20 protein-coding genes are annotated in these 24,165 nt (G+C 38.4%); 17 read left to right on the forward strand and 3 right to left on the reverse strand.

The window, feature by feature from the left end; translation table 11 throughout:
• The first annotated feature begins 86 nt into the window (after positions 1–86).
• Positions 87–1,049 carry an endonuclease/exonuclease/phosphatase family protein gene (locus A9479_RS09505; protein WP_064663284.1) on the forward strand — a complete coding sequence of 321 codons (963 nt, stop codon included), beginning with the start codon at positions 87–89 and terminating at the stop codon, positions 1,047–1,049.
• A gap of 63 nt (positions 1,050–1,112) precedes the next feature.
• On the opposite strand, the gene A9479_RS09510 is transcribed toward A9479_RS09505, so the two are convergent.
• The gene (locus A9479_RS09510) at positions 1,113–2,036 is read right to left on the reverse strand and encodes a glycosyltransferase family 2 protein (RefSeq protein ID WP_064663285.1); all 924 of its coding nucleotides are present in this window, start codon (positions 2,034–2,036) and stop codon (positions 1,113–1,115) included.
• Between the two features lie 212 nt (positions 2,037–2,248).
• Here A9479_RS09510 and A9479_RS09515 point away from each other — a divergent pair, with 212 nt between their 5' ends.
• The 14 genes from A9479_RS09515 (at position 2,249) to A9479_RS09580 (ending at position 19,637) form a co-directional block, all read left to right on the forward strand.
• Positions 2,249–3,400, forward strand: a complete 1,152-nt coding sequence (locus tag A9479_RS09515) for a glycosyltransferase (protein WP_064663286.1) — start codon at positions 2,249–2,251, stop codon at positions 3,398–3,400.
• Positions 3,401–3,409: 9 nt separating this feature from the next.
• Positions 3,410–4,822, forward strand: coding sequence for a lipopolysaccharide biosynthesis protein (locus A9479_RS09520; protein ID WP_064663287.1), 1,413 nt, complete (start codon positions 3,410–3,412; stop codon positions 4,820–4,822).
• The gene (locus A9479_RS09525) at positions 4,815–6,206 is read left to right on the forward strand and encodes an O-antigen ligase (protein ID WP_064663288.1); all 1,392 of its coding nucleotides are present in this window, start codon (positions 4,815–4,817) and stop codon (positions 6,204–6,206) included. Before A9479_RS09520 ends, A9479_RS09525 begins: the two co-directional genes overlap by 8 nt.
• Positions 6,172–6,876 carry an acyltransferase gene (locus tag A9479_RS09530; RefSeq protein WP_064663289.1) on the forward strand — a complete coding sequence of 235 codons (705 nt, stop codon included), beginning with the start codon at positions 6,172–6,174 and terminating at the stop codon, positions 6,874–6,876. Before A9479_RS09525 ends, A9479_RS09530 begins: the two co-directional genes overlap by 35 nt.
• A gap of 4 nt (positions 6,877–6,880) precedes the next feature.
• Entirely contained in the window at positions 6,881–8,023 is a 1,143-nt protein-coding gene (locus A9479_RS09535; protein WP_064663290.1) for a glycosyltransferase, read from the forward strand.
• 123 nt (positions 8,024–8,146) lie between these two features.
• On the forward strand, positions 8,147–9,640 hold the full coding sequence (locus tag A9479_RS09540; RefSeq protein WP_064663291.1) for a GNVR domain-containing protein: 1,494 nt from the start codon (positions 8,147–8,149) through the stop codon (positions 9,638–9,640).
• 1 nt (position 9,641) lies between these two features.
• Positions 9,642–10,718 carry a glycosyltransferase gene (locus A9479_RS09545; protein ID WP_064663292.1) on the forward strand — a complete coding sequence of 359 codons (1,077 nt, stop codon included), beginning with the start codon at positions 9,642–9,644 and terminating at the stop codon, positions 10,716–10,718.
• A 10-nt stretch (positions 10,719–10,728) separates the two neighbouring features.
• On the forward strand, positions 10,729–12,528 hold the full coding sequence (locus tag A9479_RS09550) for a sugar transferase (RefSeq protein WP_064663293.1): 1,800 nt from the start codon (positions 10,729–10,731) through the stop codon (positions 12,526–12,528).
• A 166-nt stretch (positions 12,529–12,694) separates the two neighbouring features.
• Positions 12,695–13,003 (forward strand): STAS domain-containing protein, encoded by a 309-nt coding sequence (locus A9479_RS09555; RefSeq protein ID WP_008109353.1) that lies wholly within the window; start codon positions 12,695–12,697, stop codon positions 13,001–13,003.
• 20 nt (positions 13,004–13,023) lie between these two features.
• Positions 13,024–13,878: an OmpA family protein gene (locus A9479_RS09560; protein WP_064663294.1), complete on the forward strand. Its 855-nt coding sequence runs from the start codon at positions 13,024–13,026 to the stop codon at positions 13,876–13,878.
• Positions 13,879–13,881: 3 nt separating this feature from the next.
• Positions 13,882–15,966 (forward strand): SLBB domain-containing protein, encoded by a 2,085-nt coding sequence (locus tag A9479_RS09565; protein WP_064663295.1) that lies wholly within the window; start codon positions 13,882–13,884, stop codon positions 15,964–15,966.
• Positions 15,963–16,667 (forward strand): AAA family ATPase, encoded by a 705-nt coding sequence (locus A9479_RS09570; RefSeq protein ID WP_064663296.1) that lies wholly within the window; start codon positions 15,963–15,965, stop codon positions 16,665–16,667. Before A9479_RS09565 ends, A9479_RS09570 begins: the two co-directional genes overlap by 4 nt.
• Before the next feature lie 7 nt (positions 16,668–16,674).
• The gene (locus A9479_RS09575; RefSeq protein ID WP_064663297.1) at positions 16,675–18,135 is read left to right on the forward strand and encodes a SpoIIE family protein phosphatase; all 1,461 of its coding nucleotides are present in this window, start codon (positions 16,675–16,677) and stop codon (positions 18,133–18,135) included.
• Between the two features lie 95 nt (positions 18,136–18,230).
• Positions 18,231–19,637, forward strand: a complete 1,407-nt coding sequence (locus A9479_RS09580) for a sigma-54 dependent transcriptional regulator (protein ID WP_064663298.1) — start codon at positions 18,231–18,233, stop codon at positions 19,635–19,637.
• Here A9479_RS09580 and A9479_RS09585 read toward each other — a convergent pair.
• Entirely contained in the window at positions 19,632–20,651 is a 1,020-nt protein-coding gene (locus A9479_RS09585; protein WP_064663299.1) for a glycosyltransferase family 4 protein, read from the reverse strand. The two genes, A9479_RS09580 and A9479_RS09585, sit on opposite strands and share 6 nt — an antisense overlap.
• 21 nt (positions 20,652–20,672) lie before the next feature.
• On the opposite strand from A9479_RS09585, the gene A9479_RS09590 reads away from it, so the two are divergent.
• Positions 20,673–21,005, forward strand: coding sequence for an Hpt domain-containing protein (locus A9479_RS09590; protein WP_064663300.1), 333 nt, complete (start codon positions 20,673–20,675; stop codon positions 21,003–21,005).
• Here the strand turns inward: A9479_RS09590 and yvcK are convergent.
• Entirely contained in the window at positions 21,002–21,874 is an 873-nt protein-coding gene (gene yvcK, locus A9479_RS09595) for a uridine diphosphate-N-acetylglucosamine-binding protein YvcK (protein ID WP_064663301.1), read from the reverse strand. The two genes, A9479_RS09590 and yvcK, sit on opposite strands and share 4 nt — an antisense overlap.
• A gap of 168 nt (positions 21,875–22,042) precedes the next feature.
• On the opposite strand from yvcK, the gene A9479_RS09600 reads away from it, so the two are divergent.
• Complete coding sequence (locus A9479_RS09600; RefSeq protein ID WP_082918320.1) at positions 22,043–24,043, forward strand: ATP-binding protein; 2,001 nt, start codon at positions 22,043–22,045, stop codon at positions 24,041–24,043.
• The last annotated feature ends 122 nt before the right edge of the window (positions 24,044–24,165 follow it).

The following is a 24,165-nucleotide window of genomic DNA, read 5'->3' on the forward strand; positions in this document are numbered from 1 at the left end:
GCGATACCGGCTGAACCGCTAAAACTAAAAAGTGAAGTAAAGAATATACCTAGGTATATTCTTTTTATTGTTAAAAAGAGGTGTTCATGATTAAGGCTATTATGAGTTGGCGTTATAATTTTAAACAACGCTATAACTTCGCTGTTATCGTAGCAATTGCATTAATGCTGATAGTCGCTGCATTTAATCCATGGCAATTTTATTACGCTGATTTATTAATTTCCTTTCGATTTCCTTTACTGGTCGCAGCGTTGTTTTTAGCATTGTTATTGGTTGCGCTTAAACAAGGATGGTTTGGGGGAGTCATTGCGATGATTTGCATCATAAATTTAAGTTCACTGGTGCCGCTGCATTCATTAGAAACAGCCCCCTCTGAGGCGGCAATAACGGTTAAACAAATTAACCTAAATTACAATAACCCCTATATAGAAATGCATCTAAAAAACTTACAAAACCAGCCATGGGATGTGCTTGTTTTGCAAGAGTTTAGCGATTTAAACCGGCATTTACTCACGCCGTTTTTAAATACAGCTAGTTTGTTTGGTTATCGTGAGGTAGAAGGGATCCCCTACGGTATTGTGGTTATTTCGCGTTTACCGATTATACACAGGCAGCAAGTTAAATTGGATGGCGACAGATTAGGTTACATTAAGCTTAAACTACTATTGAATAAGCGCCCCATTACTGCTTTTGTTGCCCATCCTCCTTCACCAAGAACTGTCGCTCATTGGCACAACCGGAATCGGTTATTATCAGCAATGGGCAATGCTAGCTCACAAGAAAGTGGCCCTTGGTTTATTGCTGGCGATTTAAATATTGTTCCTTGGTCGGGCTATTTTAATTGGTCTAATGCGCAAAGCTGTTATGCAGCTGCAAATGCATATACCAGCTTTGCACCTACTGCAATAAAACACACTTTAATGACAGGCTTGCCAATTGACCATTGTATTTTCAATCAAGAGTTTAATTTATCTTCTTTGGAAGTGAGTGACTTTAAAGGCAGCGATCATAAATTATTAAGCTATACATTAAACTTAAAAGTTAGGTGAACTTATTTGAGGCTAATATACAACAAGTAGCTTAAACGCTACTTGTTGTGATGGGTGCAGTATTTATGGGGCAGTAGTAAATGTGTTTTTTAAATCATGTAATAAATGGCGTAAATTACGCTTATGTGGGAATAACGTAAACGCGGCAGTTGTTGTCGATAACGCTTTAAATTTTGCGCCTATTTCTCGATAATACTCACCGTAGCACTCTAATATACGTGCTTGTGCTTTTATTTGTGCAATCATTCCAGCATCTCTTTTGCAGCGTGAAACAATTTCTTTCATCGCGTTGAGCCTGTTTTTACGATTCGCGGTAATAGAGCCTGCTCTCATTAAGTAATCCATGGCTACGCGCGGCGAAAAAGCTACATCACCAATTCTTGCAAGTTTTAACCAGCAATCCCAATCACTTGCGCTGTTTAATACGTTATCAAATCGGCCGACATAATTAATGGCCGAGCGTTTAACCATAACTGAAGAGGTCCCTATTACATTAGCAAAAATAAGTAAGTCCATTGGTGATTCTAAGTTTTGGTACCCCATATTTTTCTTATCAACAAATTTTGAAAACTCAGGCCAAAAAGAAAAGCAATCCACAATAGGCTTATAATCTTCATTTACATGCATATAGTTAGTAAAGCTTAAAACACATTCGGGGTGTTCTTTCATATAACCTAATTGCTCATACAGTTTATCATCGCTCCAGTAATCGTCGGCATCTAAAAATGCAATATAGTCACCTTTAGCAGCGGCAATAGCACGGTTGCGTACATTAACTACACCGGTATTTTCTTGCTCTAAAATAACCAACTGAGGAAATGTGTTCTGCGCTTTTTTTAACCAATCAACACTGCCATCAGTTGAGCCATCATCTATAACGATAATTTCTAGATTTACATTTTTTTGAGCAATAACACTATTCAATGCTTTTGCTAAATACTGTTTGCAATTGTAGTTTGGGATAATAACGCTTATTTCTGTTTTCATGAGCTGTACCCTAGCTTCTATTAATTAACTGGGTAAGTACTACGCAAGTTAAGCGCCAATTATTTTTATAGCTTTGCGCGGTGTTTTTTGTCTAATGCTTTGCATTTTGCAATATATGTTCGCAAATTGACTGTAATCTTACCATTTTCAGTGCTTTTTAACCGGGCACGGTTCTTGCGAAATACTCTTTAGAATCTTTTGGAGTATTTAGCATGAAACATATAGGCATTGTTGTACCAAGCTTCCATATCCCGTCGGAAACCTTTGTGGTGACAGAAATAAATGCACTTGTTAAAACCGGGCATAAAGTGAGTGTTATCACGTTTGAAAATTTAAACAACAGTGCAAATCTCGATAGCAGTGTCAAAGTCATTATTATTAAAAAGTCTTTTGGTGCTGCGGCTAAATTTGCCGTGTTTAAACCGCTTGCTGTTCTTAAGACTGCAAAAATTGCTCTGCGCTTTACCTCAATCTCAGCCACGTCGCTGCTAGGATATGGGTTAAACATTGCAGAAATAATTAAGCAGCAGGGCATTTCCCATCTACATTGCCACTTTATGCATGCGCCGCTGGCGTATTCTATTATTGCTAGCAAAATAGCGGGTATTAGTGTGTCTTCCATTGGCCATGGTCATGATGTGTATGTTAACGACACCGACCTCAAACTTAAACTTTCGCTATGCGACTTTTCAGTTGCTGTGTGTAAAGACATGGCGCAAAAACTAAGTAATTACAACGTTGGAAAAGTTGAATTATTACATTGTGGTGTTGATTTAAGTTTATTTAGTGCCACCCCCAATCGACTTAATGAGTCGGTTAAATTGTTATTTATTGGACGCTTAGTTGAGAAAAAAGGACTGCAATTTTTATTACCTGCTATAAAAAAGTTAAGTAAAAAATACGCTATTTGCTTAGACATTGTGGGAGAAGGCCCACTAATGAATGACTTAAAGTTTTTATGCGAAGAGCTAGGTCTTGATAAAGACATTCGTTTTTTAGGGCGTCGCACGCCACTTTGGCTATCAAAAAACACCAGTAATTATTCGGCACTCGTTGCGCCATTTTGTGTGTCTAGCAATGGTGACAGAGACACTGGGCCTGTGGTTCTTAAAGAGGCTATGGCCAGTGGTATTCCTGTGCTTACTACCAAGCTTATGGGAGCAAAGGAGATTGTAAATGATTCAGTCGGCTTTAAATGTGAGCCCTCAAGTATTATAGGTTTAGAGACTATTTTAACTCAATTTTGTGAGCTCAATCCGTATGAAAGATATGCCAAAGGTGTTAATGCTAAGCGGTTGGTTGCAAATAAATTTAATGCCAGCTCGCAAGCTAAAAAGTTGTCATCTTGGGTGCAAAACTCTTAAGGATTAAAGATGAATGGATTTAAGCAAATAGCCTATTTTGGATTATCAACATTATTACTCAAAGGGCTTGGCTTTGCTTTACTCCCTATATCGACTCGTCTTTTAAACCCGTCACAGTTTGGTGAACTTAATTTTTTAGTCTCTATTTCAGCGGTCATGTCTTTACTGCTGTGCCTAGGTTTACCTGAACTACTTTTTAAACAGCAAATGAAAAGCGTTGTTTGTAAGCAGGCCTTATTTAGGGATGCATTGATTTTATGTAGTGTGTTAAGCACTGCATTTGTAATTGCTGTTGTATTGTTTGCTGACCTAGTACTGGATTTATTGCCTATCTCTGTTAATGAAATAGATCTGCAATTATTAGCCGTTAACTTGGCATTTTCGTCGGTATTATCGATTGTATTTTGCTTTTTTAGGTATTACGAAATGGCTAAGCAGTTCTGTTATTTAGCTGTTTTACAAGGGGTAGGGCAAACTCTACTGACCATCGTGTTATTGTATTTAGGGTATGGTGTAACCGGCGTTATGCTTTCCGGTGCGGTGGCGAGTTTTATTGTGTTAATACTGTCGCTGTGGCAAATAGCACGCACTATTAATATTAGTTTTAAGTGTGTTGCATGGAATATTACGTCTAAAAATACGCTGTTTTTATTAAGTATTATTGTCTCTTCACTCTTTGTGTACGCTAATAATGGCGCAGAAAACTGGTTTATTGCAGCCAGTGTGGGTAAAGAAAAGCTTGCTCAATATTATGTTGCTCTGCAATTTGCAGTGATGACCTCGTTTACATTTGAACCAATCAGAATGTGGTGGTTTTCACGCCGTTTTGACGAGCTAACCTCAAGCCGCAGTCACTATGTGTTTTTATGTGAATTAAGCCTCGAAATTGCGATTGCCCTTTGCAGCATCATGCTACTTATAGCGCCGCACTTATTCACCCTGGTTTTACCACAAGGTTATTTACTTAATGCATGGCTATTACCTAGTTTAATACTCATTGTTGTGCTGAGGCACCATAGCGATTTACTTAATATTGGTTGTTATATTCACTATAACGGTTTGTTTGTGACTATTATTAATGCAGTGAGTGCTACAAGCGTATTAATTGCATTAAGTTTTTTAGTGCCAAAATGGGGAATATTAGGTGCGGTTGTATCGCTTGCGTTGGCGCAAACTTTAAAAACGCTACTGTTTGTAATTATTAGTCAAAAGCTAGAACACTTGGCATTTAAAGTACAAAGCCTGCTCCCCAGCTGGTTGTGCTTTATCCTTGTGTTTTCGTTAAGTGTGACGCAAGTGACTTACTACATTGTAGGGCAGGTTGCTGTGTTGGTGTGCTTGTTTGCGGTGTTATTTAAAAAGTATAAACACCACATCACGGGAATATTGCAACGGCTTTTAGCAAGGAAGGCGCATGGTTAACTGGTATAAAGAGCATTACTTATTAATAAATGGCTTAGTGATAACGGCGCTTATTTTAAGCTTGTATTCGTTGTTTGGGCCTATAGCTGCTTTTGCCTTGTTACTTTTACCATTTGCTGGCGTATTAGCCGTACGTATTAGTACTGTGTTTATTATCTTATTTATTCTATTTAGTTATTTTAGGATTCATGAAGCATTTGTGTTTTTAATGCCGCTTAAAATTCCTAAATTACTAGCGTTAGCCTCTTTACTGGCCATTGTCTGGCATTTATTTATCTCTAAAACATTAAAACCGCATTGGAGCTCAGCTCATCTTATTTTTGTCATTTGGTTTGTGTGGCTTACCGTGTGTGTGTTTTCGGCTTCAAACCGCGGCGTTGCCATTGAGTATTGGTCTGGGGTGTTGGTTAAAGTTTTTATTATGGTGTTTGTGATCAGCTGGTGGCTAACGCGATTTTCTCACTTTAGTTACGTAAGACTAGGTATTATGATTTCTGGTGTGACCATTGCGCTGGTGGCACTGAATAACAAAATTAATGGTGTGGGGCTAGTCGAGGGCACCCGTGTCACTATTTCCCGAGAGTATCGTTCACAGCTGGGCGATCCAAATGACTTATCTTTAGTGCTCATGTTTCCCGTGTCTTTTTTAGCTGCTGAATTATTTAATACCTACAACAATCCATATCGACGATTATTTGCAGGCGTTGGTTTAATTTTGGCTATTTCAGGAGTGATAGCCACGCAAAGCCGAGGCGGGTTGTTAGGTATTGCTGCTATTTTAAGTTTCTTTTTATATCAAAAAGTAAAAAATCCTGTGGTTGTGGCTTTGTGTGGAGCAGTTGCCATGATAGCTATGATGGTATTTGCAGGTATTTCAGATAGACAAAGTGGTGGTGCTGCCGAAGGCGGGGTTGATGAATCAGCCATGGGTAGAATTTATGCCTGGCAAGCGGCAATAAATATGGCGTTGTCTAACCCGCTAACAGGCGTTGGAGTAAATAATTTCTTTGTAAACTATTATTTTTATAGCCCACACTGGGATGGCAAGAATCATGCAGTACATAGCACATGGTTTCAGGTTCTCGGAGAAACTGGCTTTGTTGGGTTTTGTATTTTTTTACTGGTTATCGCCAGTATTTATCGCAGCTTGTCTCGAGTGTTTTGTATTAATAAGCTCAATCACAATCCTGAAGTGACAGTGAACGCAAACGCATTAAAAGCCGGCTTAATTGGTTTTATGGTTGCAGGCACGTTTTTAACTCAAGCTTTTACATGGCCTTTGTATATTATTTTGTCACTGACCATTGCCCTAGAAAAGCTGACTACCGACAGTAATAAGGACTCGTTTTATGTTGACCCAACTAAAGCATTGGCTAAAAAATAGTAACAGCCCCTCGGCAAGACGTTTGTTTAAGTTTGCAAAGTCGCTGCGTAATCCGCAGATCCCAGTTGTTCCTCTACTGCACAGTGGGCTTTATCATTTACACCACGTTATAAAGCAGTTTGTTCATGAGCTACTGCGAATATTTTATTACACCCCATTATTTAAAAGCCAAATTCAAGGCAGTAAAAAGCGCTTATATTTATATTCGGGTATGCCTCAGGTGCTTGGTAAATTAAAAATTGAATGTAAGAACAATGTCAGGATCTCGGGGATCAGTACTTTGTGTGGTCGGGTAAGTAACGAGCGTGAGCCGTTATTAAGTATTGGAAATAATGTTGATATTGGCTGGCAGAATGCATTTTCGGTAGGGCGAAAAATTATACTTGAAGATGATGTAAGACTTGCGGGACGCGTTTTTTTAGCTGGCTTTCCTGGGCACCCCATTGATTGTGAACGCCGCGCCAATTCTGAAAGTGATGATGAGAGCCAAATTGGCGATATTATTATTAAGCGCGGAGCATGGATTGGGACCGGCGTTACAGTACTTGCTGGGGTAACCATAGGCACGGGAGCTATTATAGGGGCAGGTAGTGTGGTAACGAAAGATATTCCCGATTTTACTATTGCCGCAGGTAATCCGGCTAAAGTAGTTAAAAACATAGCGGAGTGAACGGATGAAATTTATTGTTTTTGCAGAAGATTGGGGGAGCCACCCTAGTAGTACTCAGCATTTATTTTCAGAGCTTGCAAAAAAACAGCAAGTGCATTGGATTAACTCTGTGGGAATGCGCAAACCAAGCGTGAAATTAAATGATATAAAACGCATTATTAATAAATTTAAACAGCTATTTCAACGCTCAAAGAGCAGCAAAATAGCGACGCCTAAAAATATGAAGGTATATAAACTGCCTATTTTGCCATGGCACGATAATTGGTTAGTCCGCAGGTATAATCGTTGGGTTTTCTCTCGTAATATAGATGCTAATAAAACCAGTGAGCCAATTATATATTGGTTAAGCGTACCAACGGCGTGTTATCTGTTTGATAAAAGAGCCACAGACTCGCTAATTTATTATTGTGGTGATGATTTTAGTGCGCTGGCTGGGGTTGACCCTGTACTTATTGCACCTTTTGAGCAGCAGCTGATTAAACACGCAGATTTAATTTATGTGATCAGTGAGTTATTAAAAACTAAAATGCCTGCTGAAAAAACTAAGTTACTCACACATGGCGTTAGCTTTGATTTATTTACGAGTAAAGTCGAAAAAGCCGCAGAAATTAGCGCTATTAACACCCCCATTATTGGCTTTTATGGCAGCATTAATGCCTGGCTTGATATTTCATTATTAATGGCGCTGGCCGACACTAGGCCGCAGTATCAAATAGTACTGGTTGGCGATATTACTACTCCTATTTCAGCGTTGCTGCAGTTTAAAAATGTAACGCATATTAGCGCGGTTGAGCACACGCGGTTGGTCTCGTTTTCAGCTCATTGGGATGTATCTATTTTACCATTTGTCGATAATGAGCAAATTAGAGCCTGTGACCCGCTTAAATTAAAAGAATATTTAGCGGTAGGAAAACCGATAGTCGCGACAGACTTTGCGGCAGTCAATCATTACCACTCGCATATTTTTATAGCCCAATCGCAGAATGATTTTATTGAAAAAATCGATCAGGCGTTGTCACTCAGTCAAGCCAAATTAAGCTTATTACATGCAGTCCAAAAAAACATTGCAAAAGAGCATAGCTGGCCGGCCAAAGCGCTTACTGTGATCAACGACCTACAATTATTAAGTACCCCTATTAAGCCATAAATGTAATATTGGCGCGCCATGTGCAACTACCCCATTAAAGAAGGCTATTTACGCTGTAAATTTTTATTTTGCAAATAGCCGCAAAGTTTCGCATAGCAATATGCAAATTAATGGGTAGTGATTATGTTAGTTAGAGAGCAAATAAAAAGATTACTTTATTTAGCTTTGTACGCTGTTTACACCAGGGCAAAGCTATTTGTTTTGCCGTTGTTAATTGTACCCGTCGTAGTGATTGTATTAGCGGCAACGTCACAAAAGCAATATACAAACCATGCCACTATTCTTATCGAAGAGTCTGCACTGCTTAATCCCTATCTAGATGATTTGTCGTTCTCGTTTGATTTATCAAATAGGATGGCAGCTTTACGCACCTTAGTGATCAGCCGTAAAGTTTTGATTGCCGTAGCAAAAGAAACTAATTTAGTTGCAGAAAATGCCTCGCCCGCAAAAATAGAAAAAATACATCAAGAGCTTTCACAGGCGCTTTCGTTGTCCTTGGTGGGTGATGAGCTAGTACGCGTTAACTTTATTTGGCACGACCAAACCCAAATGAAGGCGGTGCTAGAAAAAGTGGTAGAGAAATTTATAGAAAGTTTATTAGCCCCAACGAAAGCATCACTGGATACCTCAGAGCAATTTTTTTATCAGCAACTGGTTAGCCTAAGAGAGGAGTTAGAGATTTCTGAAGCTTCGCTTGCCAGCTTTAAAGCAAAAAACAGTAATACCTTACCCGCCGTTTTACACAGTAATAGGCAAACCTTCGATAAGTTATTAAGCGATCAACAACAAAAGTCCATTGTGCTCTCGGGTGCTAATGCCAAGCTTGAGGCACTTACTTCAAAAATGGGTCAAGCAAACCCGATTCTAGGGCGCATAGAAGAGAAAATAATTACTGCAGAGTCAGAGCTAAGCTTTTTAAAAACCCGCTATACCGATAAACATAGCAAAGTGGTGTCCAAAAAGCGTGAATTACTTAGTATTAAAGCACGTCAGCAAGCGTTAATTGAAAATGGTAAAGGTCTTGATGCCACTAATATTGATCAGCTTTGGCAAATGGCTAATACCTTACCCAGTGGAAAAGATAATGAAAGTAATGTGCTGGTGTCACAAATACTCGCTTTAGAAGAAGCTAAAAATAACGTACTGCAGCACCAGCAAGAATACGACATGTTAGAGAAACAAGTGAATGAAGTGAGCGAGCGCTTACTAGTAACCAGTGATATAGAAAAACAACTCAGAAAGCTAGAGCGGGACTACGATGTAAAACAGTCTTTATACAAAGACATGTTAGGGCGTTACGAAATGGCAAAAGTGACAGGCAAGCTGGTTAAGTATGAAGGTCCTGACAAAGTGAAAACTATTGAGCGAGCTTATAGTCCTACGCAGCCAATTAATACCTCACTCGTGGTGGCAATCATTGTGGGTATTGTTTTAGGTATATTTACCAGTACAACCTGTGTTTTTGTAGCCACCTTATTCGACAGTCACTTAAAAGATATTCAAACCATTGAAAAGCTATCGTCACTAGACGTGGTAACCATTTTACCCATTGTTGGCCAAAGCACATTATATGCTCCGGTTAGTCCATCAATGCACGTCCTTAACAAGGGGAATTAACATGAACGTTTTACATTTAGTCCAACATTTTAAAATTGGCGGACTGGAAAAAATGGCCGTGACTTTAATGCAAAAAAGCCGATTTGCTAACACCAGTATTATCGTCTCTTTGGAGGGCACGGAGCAGAATGCAATAAATGAATGGCCAGCATTGTCAGCCTTTGAGCAAAAACTTATAAGCCTAAATAAAGCCCCTAAATTTGAACTAGGTGTGATTAAAAAGCTCAGTGTAATAATCAAACAACATAATATTAGCGTGATCCATAGCCATCATATTGGCCCGATGCTTTACGCTAGCCTTACCTGTTTAGTTAACCCAAGTGTTAAACATGTATCGACAATTCATGATGCGTGGTACTTAAAAAACTTTAAACAGCGACTAATTACAAAAGTGCTCAACAAGCTGACCAAAATACACTGGGTGGCTGATGCGCAAGTGGTAGCCAATGAGTTTTATAACGAAACCGCCATTACAGCCGATAGCACTATTCTTAATGGCATTGATTTTCAGCAATTTAGTTACATAAATGAAGCTACAGCACGGATTAAGCTTAACTTACCGCACGATAAAAAACTTATTGGCTGTTCTGCTCGTTTAGAGCCGGGGAAGGGTCATTTAGATTTAATTAAATTACTCCCTGCCTTACCTAAAGAAATTGAACTCGTATTTGCTGGTAATGGCAGTTTACGTTTTTCATTGATGAGTGCTGCAGTGTCACTAGGGGTGGTAGAGCGAGTGCATTTTTTAGGAAATGTGCAGCATATGGAATTATTTTACTCGGCCATTAATGTGATGTGTTTGTACTCACAACGAGAGGGGTTACCTCTGTCTATTTTAGAGTCGATGGCATGTGGAAAAGTAATAGTGGCAACCGATGTCGGTGGCATTAGTGAAGTGGTCAGTAATAAGCAGGGTATTTTAGTAAAACCTAATGATGTATTTGGCTTAAAACTTGCCCTATTAAAAGCATTGGAAATGAAGCACGGGCAATGCATTCGAGAGTATATTCTCTCAATTGCGGATGCAAACAAAATGAGCGAAGCCTATGACCATTTTTATAATGGCTTAGCTTCATAAGGGGATTACGATGACTTTCTTACTAATTACATTGGCGATTTTGATTGTGTTGGTGTTGTACCATCATGTTGGTTACTTATTGTTATTAAAGCTTTTTAGTAACGATGAAGTGAAAATCGAATCAAACGCTACCCCGGCAACAACGCGCTTTGGTATTTTAATGTGCGCCTACAACGAGCAAGAACATATTCGTGAAAAGCTCTATAACCTTGGCTCTATGTTATACAGCACAGAGCAGTATGCTATTCATGTTTACCTTGATGGCTGTACAGACAAAACCTATGACGAGGCGATGATTGCTCAATCGCATCTTGCAAAGCAAAATGTAGTGTGTCATTTGCATTTTAATAAGATCAATAAAGGTAAGTCGTTTGGTGTTAATGAGTTAATAAAACTAACTAAACCAAATTACGATGTATTACTGTTCACCGATGTTAGTGCATTACTCAGTGTGGATGTACTAAATAAAATTGATGCTGATTTTAAAGACCCTCAGGTCAATGTGATCACGGGAGTGTATATATTAGATGACTTAGCCACCAAAGAGCAGCAACAGTATTGGCAATATCAAAATAAAGTAAAAAGTATGGAGTCATCATTAGGCGCTGTTATTGGCGTACCCGGTGCCATGTTTGCTATACGCGCTGAATATGCTCAGTTATTAGATGCGAGCACTATAAACGATGATTTTATTTTGTCGATGAAAGCACTTAATAAAGGTGGTAAAGCGCTAGTAAATAACGAGATCAACATTGTTGAACGTGAATGCGATGAACAAAGCCATGATTACGCCCGAAGAGTAAGGTTAGGCGCTGGCAATTGGCAACAAATTAAAATGCTGTCTGAGCTATTTAATCCAAAATTAGGCTGGGTAAGCTTTAATTATATTTCGCACAAGGTATTACGTGGCATTATGCCCATTATACTGGTGCTGATTTATGGATTACTAATTTCTTTGGCGGTTTTTTCTAACGTGTTTTTAGCCAAAGTAGCCTGTATTACATTAGCCGTTGTACATGGCGTGGGTGCATTAAAACAGCTTTTGAGCATAAAGACTAAATGGCCGGTGATCGACAGTATTAACTATATTGTAGCGGCATACTTGTGTGCTTTTTGGGGGATTATTAAATTTGAACGCGGTGATTATAGTGAGCATTGGCAGCGCGTTCACCAAACCAAGCAGTCTAATAATCTTGTGATTAGAGCAGTAAAGCGCGGCATTGATATTTTAGGCTCTGCTATTGGCTTAATTGTTCTGTCTCCTGTAATGCTCATGGTTGCATTGGTGATTAAGTTCAGTTCTAAAGGACCTGTGTTGTTTAAACAGTTAAGAGTAGGGCAAAGTGATGATGACTTTGTGGCACTTTTTAACGTATTAAAATTTCGCTCTATGGTGGTTGATGCTGAGGTTAAAAGTGGAGCAGTGTGGGCAAGTAAAGATGATCCGCGTATTACCCCAGTAGGGCGCTTTATTCGCAAGACACGGTTAGATGAATTACCTCAGCTGTGGAACGTACTCATAGGTGATATGTCGCTGATAGGACCTCGCCCTGAACGGCCTGTTTTTTATTCCAAGCTTGAAAAAGATATTCCCTATTTTTGTCAGCGTACCTATGGCATAAAACCAGGTATATCTGGGTTAGCGCAAGTAATGAATGGTTATGATGAAACAATTGATGATGCACGCAATAAAATTGGTTGGGATTACGCCTATATGTTGAGTACATCGTCTGCTCGTAGTTGGTGTTATATGGAATTGACTATTTTCTTTAAAACATTGGTTGTTATTTTTACCGGTAAAGGCCAATAACCTGCTTCGCATAATGCAATTGCACACCCAAAAAGCAATTGCATTATGCATCTTCATTTCAAAATCCAATCAAAAAATCAATAAATATCATATTTTTCAAAGCGTTAAATTTGGCATTCTTCTTGTAACTGTCTATTTGAGTTCATACTTTTAATAGGTAATTAAAATGAAAAATGTAGCCAATAAAATAGATAACACCGTTGTTACCATTCCTAATGACTTTTCAGGCTTTGCTGTTGATGAGCTAAAAGATCAGTTTGAGCTGCTCGTTGAGCAAGACTCAAATTGTGTTGTTTTAGACTTTTCTAAAACCGAATTTATCGACTCTTCGGGAATAGGTGCTATTGTTTTTCTATATAAAAGAATTGAAAAACAAAGTAATAAGCTATCTTTACTTAATGTCACGGGGCAGCCGTTTAAGTTAATGAACTTATTAAGAGTGGATAAAACCATTCCATTTATTGATGCAGTATAGAGGTTATCAGGGAGAGTTTTATGAAGGCGCGCATAGCAATTGTCATTTTCATATTTTTAGGCGGATGTGCTTCTTGGCCAGATGAAGGACAAGGAGGCTTGGCCGAAAAATATCAAAACTATCCATTAAATGATCAACAGCTTGATGAAACATTTAACCAACCCGAGAGTGTGGTTAGAAGTGAGTTTGAGCACTTAGTACTTAAGCTTGAATTATTAAAGGCGCAAGATATTAATGCCTGTATGCCAGCACAGTTATTAAAAGCCCAAATTTATGAAAACCGTATTCGCCGTTTAATTGCAGCCCAAATGTGGGAAGACGCAGAGCACGACCTATTGATTCATTATCATGGCCTTAATCAATTAACTAATCACTTTGACACAGTGAGAAAAGCCACTAACTGTGCGGCGCCGACCGATGAACAACCGGCATTAGTTAATATAAAAAAGCAAATAGCAGAGTTATTAAATAGTGATAACCAATTTGCATTTAACGCCTTTGAAATAACCCCTAAATATGCCGTAAGGGTTGCTCAAGCAGCCGATTTAATTAAACAACTAGAAAGTATTAGTATTTTACTTATTGGCCATACTGACTCAGTAGGCAGTAAAAATAGTAATTACGAGCTGGCTTTAAAACGCGCTGAAACTGTTAAGCATTGGCTGGGTGTTTATGGGGTGCCTACCTATAACATTACCACTTTAACCCAAGGCAGTTTAAAACCATTTAGTGAGTCGGAGCAAAGCGAGCAAAAACGCCATTCAGACCGCCGAGTTGAGGCTGTTATTTTAGATGCTAACGTGCAAAGTGAAGATAGTAAACACGTAAAGTCACTAATGAATTGGACTAAAATTATTGAAAAGAAAAAGGAGTAATGTATGAAACTTATTTTTGCTGTCTTCGTTTTTTTCTTTTTAATAACGAACTCTGCGTTTGCAGCGCAAGCCGATGAATCCATAGTACAAGCAGGTAATAAGCTGTTTTTGTATGTGCCAGGGGAAGTTGAATTTGAAACAACCTTTGAGGTCGATAAAAAAGGTCAAATTAACATACCTGAGGTGGGGCAGTTTCAGGTAGGTAATAAAACGGTTGCGCAAATAGAGGCAGAACTTAAACCTATTCTTGCAGAGTTGTTTGTTGCAATAGATGACTTTTATGTGGAGCTCAGAAGCAGAGATATATTTATTAATGTTTTAGGGTATGTGATCACACCCTCACAGGTGAGTATTCCCGATGATGGTAATATTCAAATGGTGATAGCTAAAGCAAATGGACTAAGACCTGGCGCACAGCTCGATCGCTTACAAATAAGGCGCAAAGATGAAGTAATTGAATTTAATTACAAAGCATATTTAGACTCAGGCGACATAAATTTATTACCAAAGCTTAAAAGTGAAGATACTGTGTTTGTGCCTGTTTCTCCACTCCTTGGTAACGTACAAATTGATTTTGATGCACAAACGCTTAGTGCTACAGGGGATGCAAGCGACAACAGTGCCATTACTATGCTTGGTGAAGTGCACAACCCTGGTAGTTTTTCGTTTAAAGAAAATATGACGCTTCTAGATGCGCTGATGCGTGCGGAAGGGGTTACTCGCTATGCGGATGTAACTAAAATTAGAGTGATTGTTGATAAAGCTCCTGTTATTTTTGATTTAAAAGCATATTTAGATAAACCTACCGATAGCAACATGCCGCTACTAAAAGCGGGATCAACCATATATGTGCCGATTATGGTGGATGATGTAAACACCACATCGCGAACTGTTTATATTATGGGTGAGGTACAAAAGCCCGGTGCCTATGAGGCTGCCGACAGTACTAACTTTTTAGACATTTTAGCCAATGCAGGTGGGCCAACTCGCTTTGCAGAAACACGGCAAATAAAAATATTAACCCCTGCTGGAGAGAGCATACTTTTTGATTTGCAGGGCTATAGTGAGGGATTAATCACCGCCAAAGTGCCTGATTTAAACCCCGGTGATGTAATATTTGTCCCTGAAAAAACAGACGTTAACGAAAAAAGCTGGTTAAAAATTCCAACAAAACGCGCAATTAAAATTATAGGTGCTATTCAATCTCCTGGTCGTTATGAATGGAGTAATGAAATGGATTTTACTGATCTATTAGCGCATGCTGGTGGCCCTACTAAAGGCGCTAACGTAAACGATATTAAAATTTTGCGAAATGGCGATGTCACCCAACGATTTGATCTTGAAAAATACACTCTTACTAACGGTGAAATTGCGCTGCCGAGTTTAATTGCTGGCGATACTATTATTGTTGAAGAGTTACCCGTAGACCCAGGAGACAATAAATCGCAATGGATACGTCAAGAGTCGAGCAAGTCTATTTATATCATGGGGCAAGTAGGTTCTCCTGGGCGCTACGCGTTCAATGATAATATGCATTTTATTGATATTTTGGCAGCAGCAGATGGTCCTAATGGGAGTGCGGATATTCGTAATATTAGAGTTACGCATCGTAATGGTAATCGTGCTCGAGTGAGTAAACTTGATTTAGCGATGTATTTTGAAACTGGCGATGAAACGTTATTTCCTCATGTGTTACCCGGCGACACAATATTTATTCCAGAAAAAGACAAAGATTGGTTACGTACCCCTAAAGAGCGTGTTGTTCGTATTATGGGAGCAGTTCAAAAGCCTGGTCGATATAACTTTGATGATACGATGTCTATTTTAGATGTGCTTGCTGAAGCTGGGGGGCCGTCAAGTTCAGCTTTAATTGACAAAATAGTGGTTGTTAACCATTCATGCTGTAAAGAACAGTCTCGCGTGTTTAATTTTGAGGAATTTATAAAGTCTCCAAACTCAGCCAATATACCGGTACTTAGAGCTGGTGATACGCTATATGTGCCCGATAAAGGTCAAGACTTAATTAGCCAGTTTAAAGATAACTTTCTCGACTTTATAACGATTATTGCCTTGGTGATTAGCCTATGAACTTGATACCTGGGCAGTACCATGAATTAGAAACCATTTGTAATACCTTAATTGATGATGAAGCACGTTGTGTAACATTTATTTCCTTGTATGGTGGAGAAGGTTCATCAACCGCCTGTATTAGTGTTGCTCAACGTTTAAAAAGTCAGAATAAGTCGGTATTAGTCATCGACCTTAACCCTATTAGTTCGTTTCGTTTAGATAAGCAGCTGCCAACATTAACTAAGTTGTGGCGCTTTGATGATATTTCCTGTCAGCTTAGTGTTATGCCTTATCAAGGGATTGAAGTACTTACAATTCACAATTTAGAGTCCATTGATTCAGCAAAAAACAAACATGTTTTAAATGAGGCGGTACTGCGTTTAAAACAAGAATATGATTATGTGCTGCTAGATATGTCGCCAGCATTAAAGTTAAATCGTAATAATGTACCACTGCATTCTTTAAGCTTATGTAGCGAGCTGACCTTAGTTACTGTTGCATTGGGTATTAATGATGAGGAGTCATTATGCCAAGGAGTTGCAGAACTTAAGCAAGCGGGTCATAGCAATATAAAGCTACTGGTAAGTCAACATAACTTTGCCCCTTTAGGAGAACGCATGTTATTACTTTTACAGCGACACTCACCAAAGTGGCCGAGATTGTGCGCTTTTTTAACCAGCAAAATAAACAAACAAAAGTGGTTGTTTAAACATTACTGAGACCTTTATGGATATATTATTTGAGCGACGTTTTGAATTATTGTGGCCGACCTTAACTGAAATACGTCAAGTACTTAAACATGTATTGGGCGCTTTATCGGTGACTCGAGATGAAACCGATGCAGCAGGCTTAGTAGCAACCGAATACCTTACTAACTTAATTCGCCATAATGAGGGGGATGAGCAGCTTATTATGCTGCGTATTAACCAAATAAATCATGATACTTACCAATTAACTTTTATAGATGAACTTAAGCCCTATAATTTATTTAAACAAAACAACTCTTCATGGACATTAGCATCGAATGAGTTGGTAGAAGGGGGGATGGGGGTTGAGCTTATTCGCCATTACTTTGCCGATGCCACCTACGACACCCGTGCAGGTAAAAATTATTTCTCTTTTCCTTTAACCAATATCGATAAACGACCCAGCATTATTTATGTTGATGATGATATCACTCAATTAGCATTAATGAGTGCCTACTTAAAAGATAAGTTTAATGTCATCACTTGCGAAAACATAGACGCTGGTTGGCAAGCTATTTTAACCTCAGATGCCAGTATATTGTTACTTGATCATAAACTTAAACAAGGAACGTGTGAGCCATTACTCGAAAAGCTTAATAAATCAAATTTAAAGTCACAGTTATCAGTGGTGATGCTAACCGGTGATGATAGCGAAGAAGTGATCAGTAAAATTAACCGTTTGGGGGTTGATGATTACTTAATTAAACCAGTTAAAAAAAATAAGCTACTACAAAGCATAGAGCGGGTAACACACAGATTCGCTTATTTATCTTATCAAAGCACATTTGGGTTAACGCCCTCAAAAGTACTCTTGGGGCATAATAAAACAGCGCATATTTTTGGCTCAATTGGTGTGGGTAATGGGGGGGATTTTTTCATGCCAATTAACGATGAAGGTACGGCTTTTATACTCGGTGATATGATGGGCCATGGCTTACAAGCCCTCAAAGAAAGCTTTGCTATAAAAGGTTTTATAAGTGGCTTTTTAGCAACGGGGTTAGCGTATCAAGAAATGTTAGCAGCGCTGAATAATGCGCTATATAAGCAACAATTATGCAAATCGAGCTTAGTGACTTTAGTGATCTGTTTTTTAGAAAATAATAAACTGTATTGGCTCAATGCCGGCCATCCTGCGCCGGTTGTTATTAACAAAAATGGTGACTTATCTCAGTTAAATGGCACAGGGCCGCTACTTGGGCTTTCTAATGATCATCAATATACGTTGTATGAAGCCAAGCTTGATAATGTTGAACATATTATACTTTACACCGACGGCTGGACCGATAACCGTTTCACCGACAAAGACGAAATGACTGAATTAAAAAAAATCATCCCCACACAAAGCACCTCAGCAGAGGATTTTGCACACTCCTTATGGAAAAATTCACAGGTTGCCCTTTCTAAAGAAGTGGATGATGCTTCGTTAATAATCATTAATTGAATTTGATTTAATTAACTGTATAGTTAACTTAATATCCATAAGTTAATATTTTTTCTCTAAATAATTCTTAGCGAGTTGCTAAAAGGAATGGGATTATGCCACCAACAATACTGATTGTAGAAGATACCCAATCGCTTGCTATGATGTATCAGTCTTATCTTTTACCAACTGGTGTCAACACGCTGGTGGCAAATGATGGCGCAACGGCTTTAAATATTATTGATAAAATTAAACCAGACTTAATTGTACTTGATGTCATGTTACCCGACATGAACGGGCTGGATATCCTTGCTCAGCTAGAACCCGACAATTTTCCACACGTTGTTGTATTAACTGGGCATGCAACCAAAGAAATGGCAATTCAAGCGATTAAGTTAGGCGCTAGTGATTTTTTAGAAAAGCCAGTAGAGGCAGAACGTTTTCGTATAACCATTAACAACACTCTCAAAATAAAAGACTTAAAACAAACAGTTACCAAGTATAAAAATATTTATGAAAACGGCCGTTACTTTGATTTGATTGGCAGCTCTAAGCAAATGCAATCGGTGTATCAAGTTATTAGTTCTGCTTCAGCGAGCAAAGCCACGGTATTTATTACCGGCGAAAGCGGTACCGGCAAAGAGCTCTGTGCACGGGCTGTGCATCAAGCGTCTAATCGTGCCGACAAGCCTTTTGTGGCACTTAATTGTGCCGCTATCCCAAAAGATTTAATTGAAAGCGAAATATTTGGCCATTTAAAAGGTGCCTTCACTGGAGCAATTGCAAATCGGTTAGGCGCTGCAGGGCAGGCCGATGGCGGTACGCTGTTTTTAGATGAGTTATGTGAAATGGATATTAATTTACAAAGTAAATTACTCCGCTTTATTCAAACAGGTACTTATCAACAAGTCGGCAGTGAAAAACAAGTAAAGGTTGATGTGCGATTTGTTTGTGCAACTAACAGAAACCCACTTGCTGAAGTTGAAGCAGGTCGATTTAGAGAAGATTTGTATTACAGGCTGCATGTTATTCCAATTGAGTTGCCGCCACTTAGAGAGCGCGGCAAAGATATTATCGAAATAGCACAAGCGCTATTTATTAAAATAGCCAAGGAAGAGCAACACCCTTATAAAGGGATCACCGACGATGTAAAACAGTTTTTAGCGCAGTACGATTGGCCCGGTAATGTTAGGCAGCTAGAAAATGTGATCCGTAATATTTTAGTACTTAATCCACAAGAGTGGATTGACGTATCTATGTTACCTGCGTTGCCACAAAGCGTGCAAAAGGAGCCTCGCAACGAGAGTCAAGCTGGGCAGCTCAACACATCGATACAAGTGCAAGAGTTTGAAGAGTTACCGCAGGTTGAAAGTGAAGTTAAGGCTTTATGGGTCGCCGAAAAAGAATATATAGAACGAGTAATAAAAATATGTGCAACCAATATTCCTAAAGCTGCCGCTCTTTTAGATGTAAGTCCTTCAACCCTATACCGAAAAATTAAAGGGTGGGAAGAAAATTTATAATAATGTTTTTGCTGTATAAGCAGTTTGTAACAAAGCAAACTGTTTTTTACCTGAAAAACGCTCTTCAAGCATAGCGTATGCTGAGTGTGCCATTTCGCTTTTTTGTGTTGTAGATAAAGCAAGTAATGCTTCTATCGATTGTTGGCATTCTAGTGCGCTTGCTGATTTCATTAAAAAACCATTCACTCCATTGTTTATAATGCTAGGAATAGCGCCCACTGGACTGCTAATAACAATTTTATGATTGCTCATACTCTCAAGCAAGGTCATAGGCAGGCCTTCCTCTCTAGAGCAAATGAGTAAAGCATCAACATGTTGCCAAATAGCATCTCGATTAGTTAATCCATGATAATGAAGATTGTTTAGTTGGGGGATAGCGCTGCGCATTGGGCCATCACCAAAAAGGTGAAACTCCACTTGTTTATTTATCAGCATATTTTGAGCTAAGGCATAAAAGATATCAGGGCCCTTTTCATAAGATAAGCGGCCAACAAAGCCGATTTTAAGTACCGGTTGAGCAAAATCAGTACTAGGAGGTTCGGTTATTGCGATGAAGTTTTCCAGTAATTGAGCGTTTTTTATTGTTTTACTAATTTTTTCAGACACTGCAAAGTTCGTTGATAACCCACTAAGCCATAAATCTAATTTGTTATACAGCCATATTTTTCCTGTACCAGCCTCTCCTGCATGGTAAGTGCTAACACAATGCTTATTTGTAAGTTTACAGGCTAAGCGCCCTAAAATTCCAGCTTTATAGCCATGGGTATGAATGACTGTATTGCGATCGTAACTGCTAAACCGCATGATTAAACTCACAAGCGAGCCTTGCAGAAAATCATACTGTATGCTTTGATCATCAAGTAATCTATAAAATTCATTATTCCTATGATTCTTATAAAATAAAACTGAACAATTAACTCGATTTTTATTAAGCAGTTTGTGTAACTCTATAATGTGAGTCTCAATACCACCAATTATGGAAGAGTCTACAAACAATATAATCCGATTATTCACAACGAGCTCCAAAAGAAAATTATGATAGATACATCTGTAATAGAACAATTAAAATATGATGTTGGCGATAGCATGGCTATTGAGCTTTTAAATGTTTTTGTTGATGAGTCTAAAAAGTTAGTTGCACAAATGCTTGCCTCAACCAAGCCTGAAGAGATTGAACTGTATGCACATAGCTTAAAAAGTAGTGGCTATAGTTTTGGTGCAACAAGGTTAGCGCAAACGTGCCAATTGATTGAACAGCAAGTTAAAGTCAATGGCTTAGATACTGAAGTGACAACGCTTTTAAAATTAGCCGATGCACAGAGTAAAAAAACTTTTGAATATATGAACGAACTTATCCAAAACCATTAAGCGTGTTTCTCTGCATTAAAAGAGCTTTTTAATAACTCTGAGAATACATTTTTTAACTCATCAATATTATGTAAATGTTTACCCGTTTCCTTGCATTTCTCTCCCTGTTGTAAAATCTCGATAATGGCAGAAGGAGAAATGCTTAAATCGTATATTTTAGTGCCGAGCTTTTTTTGTAACCAATCAATACCAGCAATGTCTGTATGCTGCATAACACTGCTTTCCCGAGCCGTGTTTTCTATAAATATGCGACACGCAGAGGTTTGTTTTATAGCGTTGGTAATATCTGTAATTAAAAATGTTGGCATAACGCTAGTAATGATACTTCCAGGGCCAATAATGATTAAATCGGCATCTAAAATAGCCTCAACAGCACCAGGCGCTGGTGGCACAGCTTTTGATAAGTAAACTGAGGTTGGTAGCTCATTTAAGGCATCAATCGCGCATTCACCAAATATTTTTTCACCATTATTTAGCTCGGCAATTAAATCTGTTGGTAAATCAGACATAGGTAACACAGTCTCTTTGTTCCCAAGCAAACGATTAAAAGACGCAATGGCCTCGGTAGGAGAGTGTGTTAGCTGGGTTAACCCTAATAGCGTTAAGTTTCCTAAGCAATGACCTGCCATGTCGCCATGCATAAATCTATGTTCATACATAGCATGAGCTTGTGTACCTTCTCCGGCGAGCTGTACGCAGCAGCGTCTTATATCACCTAAAGCAATGCAATCCTGCTCATCTCTTATGCGTCCGGTACTACCGCCATTATCAGTAGTGGCTACAATCGCGGTTAAGTGATTACATAAGGGTTTGATAGCACTTAATACTTGCGCTAATCCGTGACCACCACCGATACACACTATTTTCATAGCTATGCCTTTATGTGTTTATTTATATTAATAAAGCAGAAATCATTCCATCCTGCCAAAAAAAATAACTCAATGATTTATATTAAATTTTGTTCTATATTAATTAGTCATAACATCGATTTTGATATTCTTTGCAAAACGCGATGCATTTTAGCTGAGGGAGTGGGTATGCAACGTAATGAATTAATTACTATTACGCAGTTGCAAAGGCAGTTAGCGTTATTGCATCAGTGTGATGATGAAATTGATATTTTAGCGACTATCTCAGCGTTACTGCAGCCGCTACTGCGATACCAAGATTGCATTGTTTTAAAAAAAACACATAATCACTTCTTAACTGTTGGCACATCGAACATCGATTTTGATGAGAAAATATGGCCGCCATGCACTGCATTTTTACAGGCACTCGAAAGCGGTTATTCATTTAGCCATAACCCATCGGCAGAACAACTATTTGCTACGTCAAAAAAGATCAATAGCCGCGATATAAAAACAGCGCTGTTAATAGGAATTAACACAACAAGCGAGCAGTGCTTGTTTATTTTCACTCATGTGAATAACAAAAATAATGATGAGATTATAGTCTCACAGCTAATAAAGGTATTTCTTCAGCAAGCATTTCATGCTTTTTTACAGTTAAATAAATTACATGCCCACACTCAACAGTCGGTTTTATTGCTCGATAAATTTTCACAGCTTTCTACTTTATTTAAAGAATTAGCGAGAGAGTGGTTTTGGCGAACTGAGCCCGATATGACATTTATTAGCGTTAATAATCTTGAAAGAGAAGACAATACCTATGCGCAAATTTTTATTAATAAAAGCATAGAGTCTTTGCGCACTAAAAATGAGCAAAAAAATACACAAAAATGGCAAGCCTTCGCAGCATTATTGGCAGAGCATGAGGATTTTAGTGGGTTTGAGTTTGAAGTTAACTCACCCACTCCTTTATGGGTTTCGCTCAATGGTAAGTCACAATTTGACGAGCAAGGAAACTTTATTGGTTACTTAGGTATCGCTAAAGATATCACCATTTCAAAAGAGCGAGAAACAGCACTTGAAAATGAAAAACTAAAAGCAGAGGAAGCCAGTAAAACAAAAACAAAATTTTTAACCATTATGTCGCATGAAATAAGAACACCCATGAATGCGATTATGGGGATGATCGAGTTATTAATAGACACCGACCTGACTCAAGAGCAACGCCAATGGCTAGATTACGCAAATTCGAGTGCAGATATTCTGTATGGATTAATCACCGATGTATTGGATTTCTCAAAAATTGAATCAGGAACCATATTAATCGCCAACAAACCCTTAAATGTAAAACTGCTTATCGAGAATATCGTCGGACAGTTGCATATAATTGAAGACAGTGAAGATATTATTTTTTCAGTTTCGATTAATGATGATATTCCCACTTTTATAATGGGGGATGAGTTTAGATTAGGGCAGATACTGTTTAATCTTATTGGCAATGCGTTTAAGTTTACCCACTCAGGACACATTGCATTATGTGTAAGCATTGTCGATGACAACTTAAAATTCACTATTGAAGATTCAGGAGTGGGTATTGCAAAAAAAGATCTGGTCTTTATATTTCAGCCATTTCGACAAGTTAATGAAGGAATAAACAGAAAAAACGAAGGCGTTGGACTGGGACTGAGTATTTCAAAAAACCTAATCGAACTTATGGGTGGCTCTATTAGTGTAGAAACACAATTAGGATTAGGTAGTAAGTTTACGATTATACTGCCATTTAAAGAAGCAGCTATTAATGAAATTAAACCTGAGCTCTCATCACAGCAGCCAGAATTATCAGTTCTTGTTGCTGAGGATAATAAAACCAATCAAGTACTCATAAAGGCATTCTTACAAAAGCTAAATCATAAAGTCACTATTGCTAATGATGGGGTAGAAGCAATTGAGTTTATGAAACTCAAACACTTCGACTTAATTTTAATGGATATCATGATGCCAACCATGGATGGTTTAACCGCAACACAGCATATCCGTAATGAGCTGTTAAGTGACATTCCAATTTTTGCACTGACAGCCAATGCCTCAACCGATGACAAGGCATCGTGCTTTAAAGTAGGTATTAATAAAGTACTTACCAAGCCTATTAAGTTTGAAACCTTAAAAGCGTCTCTAAGTACGCTTTTATAAGCGGTAATAAAAAAGGGCATAATTACACGTAATTATGCCCTTTTTTTAATTTATAGCTTGTTACTCGATATTTTGGATCTGCTCATTGAGTAGCGGTCTAGACCCTCAAAAAATCAATAAGT

It is taken from the genome of Pseudoalteromonas sp. MQS005 (genome assembly GCF_001661605.1).
GTDB lineage: Bacteria > Pseudomonadota > Gammaproteobacteria > Enterobacterales > Alteromonadaceae > Pseudoalteromonas > Pseudoalteromonas tetraodonis.

Bases quoted from the DNA above. Each gene is read 5' to 3' on its own strand.
- A9479_RS09505 (WP_064663284.1), top strand. From the start codon at position 87: ATGATTAAGGCTATTATGAGTTGGCGTTATAATTTTAAACAACGCTAT.
- A9479_RS09510 (WP_064663285.1), bottom strand. From the start codon at position 2,036: ATGAAAACAGAAATAAGCGTTATTATCCCAAACTACAATTGCAAACAG.
- A9479_RS09515 (WP_064663286.1), top strand. From the start codon at position 2,249: ATGAAACATATAGGCATTGTTGTACCAAGCTTCCATATCCCGTCGGAA.
- A9479_RS09520 (WP_064663287.1), top strand. From the start codon at position 3,410: ATGAATGGATTTAAGCAAATAGCCTATTTTGGATTATCAACATTATTA.
- A9479_RS09525 (WP_064663288.1), top strand. From the start codon at position 4,815: ATGGTTAACTGGTATAAAGAGCATTACTTATTAATAAATGGCTTAGTG.
- A9479_RS09530 (WP_064663289.1), top strand. From the start codon at position 6,172: ATGTTGACCCAACTAAAGCATTGGCTAAAAAATAGTAACAGCCCCTCG.
- A9479_RS09535 (WP_064663290.1), top strand. From the start codon at position 6,881: ATGAAATTTATTGTTTTTGCAGAAGATTGGGGGAGCCACCCTAGTAGT.
- A9479_RS09540 (WP_064663291.1), top strand. From the start codon at position 8,147: ATGTTAGTTAGAGAGCAAATAAAAAGATTACTTTATTTAGCTTTGTAC.
- A9479_RS09545 (WP_064663292.1), top strand. From the start codon at position 9,642: ATGAACGTTTTACATTTAGTCCAACATTTTAAAATTGGCGGACTGGAA.
- A9479_RS09550 (WP_064663293.1), top strand. From the start codon at position 10,729: ATGACTTTCTTACTAATTACATTGGCGATTTTGATTGTGTTGGTGTTG.
- A9479_RS09555 (WP_008109353.1), top strand. From the start codon at position 12,695: ATGAAAAATGTAGCCAATAAAATAGATAACACCGTTGTTACCATTCCT.
- A9479_RS09560 (WP_064663294.1), top strand. From the start codon at position 13,024: ATGAAGGCGCGCATAGCAATTGTCATTTTCATATTTTTAGGCGGATGT.
- A9479_RS09565 (WP_064663295.1), top strand. From the start codon at position 13,882: ATGAAACTTATTTTTGCTGTCTTCGTTTTTTTCTTTTTAATAACGAAC.
- A9479_RS09570 (WP_064663296.1), top strand. From the start codon at position 15,963: ATGAACTTGATACCTGGGCAGTACCATGAATTAGAAACCATTTGTAAT.
- A9479_RS09575 (WP_064663297.1), top strand. From the start codon at position 16,675: ATGGATATATTATTTGAGCGACGTTTTGAATTATTGTGGCCGACCTTA.
- A9479_RS09580 (WP_064663298.1), top strand. From the start codon at position 18,231: ATGCCACCAACAATACTGATTGTAGAAGATACCCAATCGCTTGCTATG.
- A9479_RS09590 (WP_064663300.1), top strand. From the start codon at position 20,673: ATGATAGATACATCTGTAATAGAACAATTAAAATATGATGTTGGCGAT.
- yvcK (WP_064663301.1), bottom strand. From the start codon at position 21,874: ATGAAAATAGTGTGTATCGGTGGTGGTCACGGATTAGCGCAAGTATTA.
- A9479_RS09600 (WP_082918320.1), top strand. From the start codon at position 22,043: ATGCAACGTAATGAATTAATTACTATTACGCAGTTGCAAAGGCAGTTA.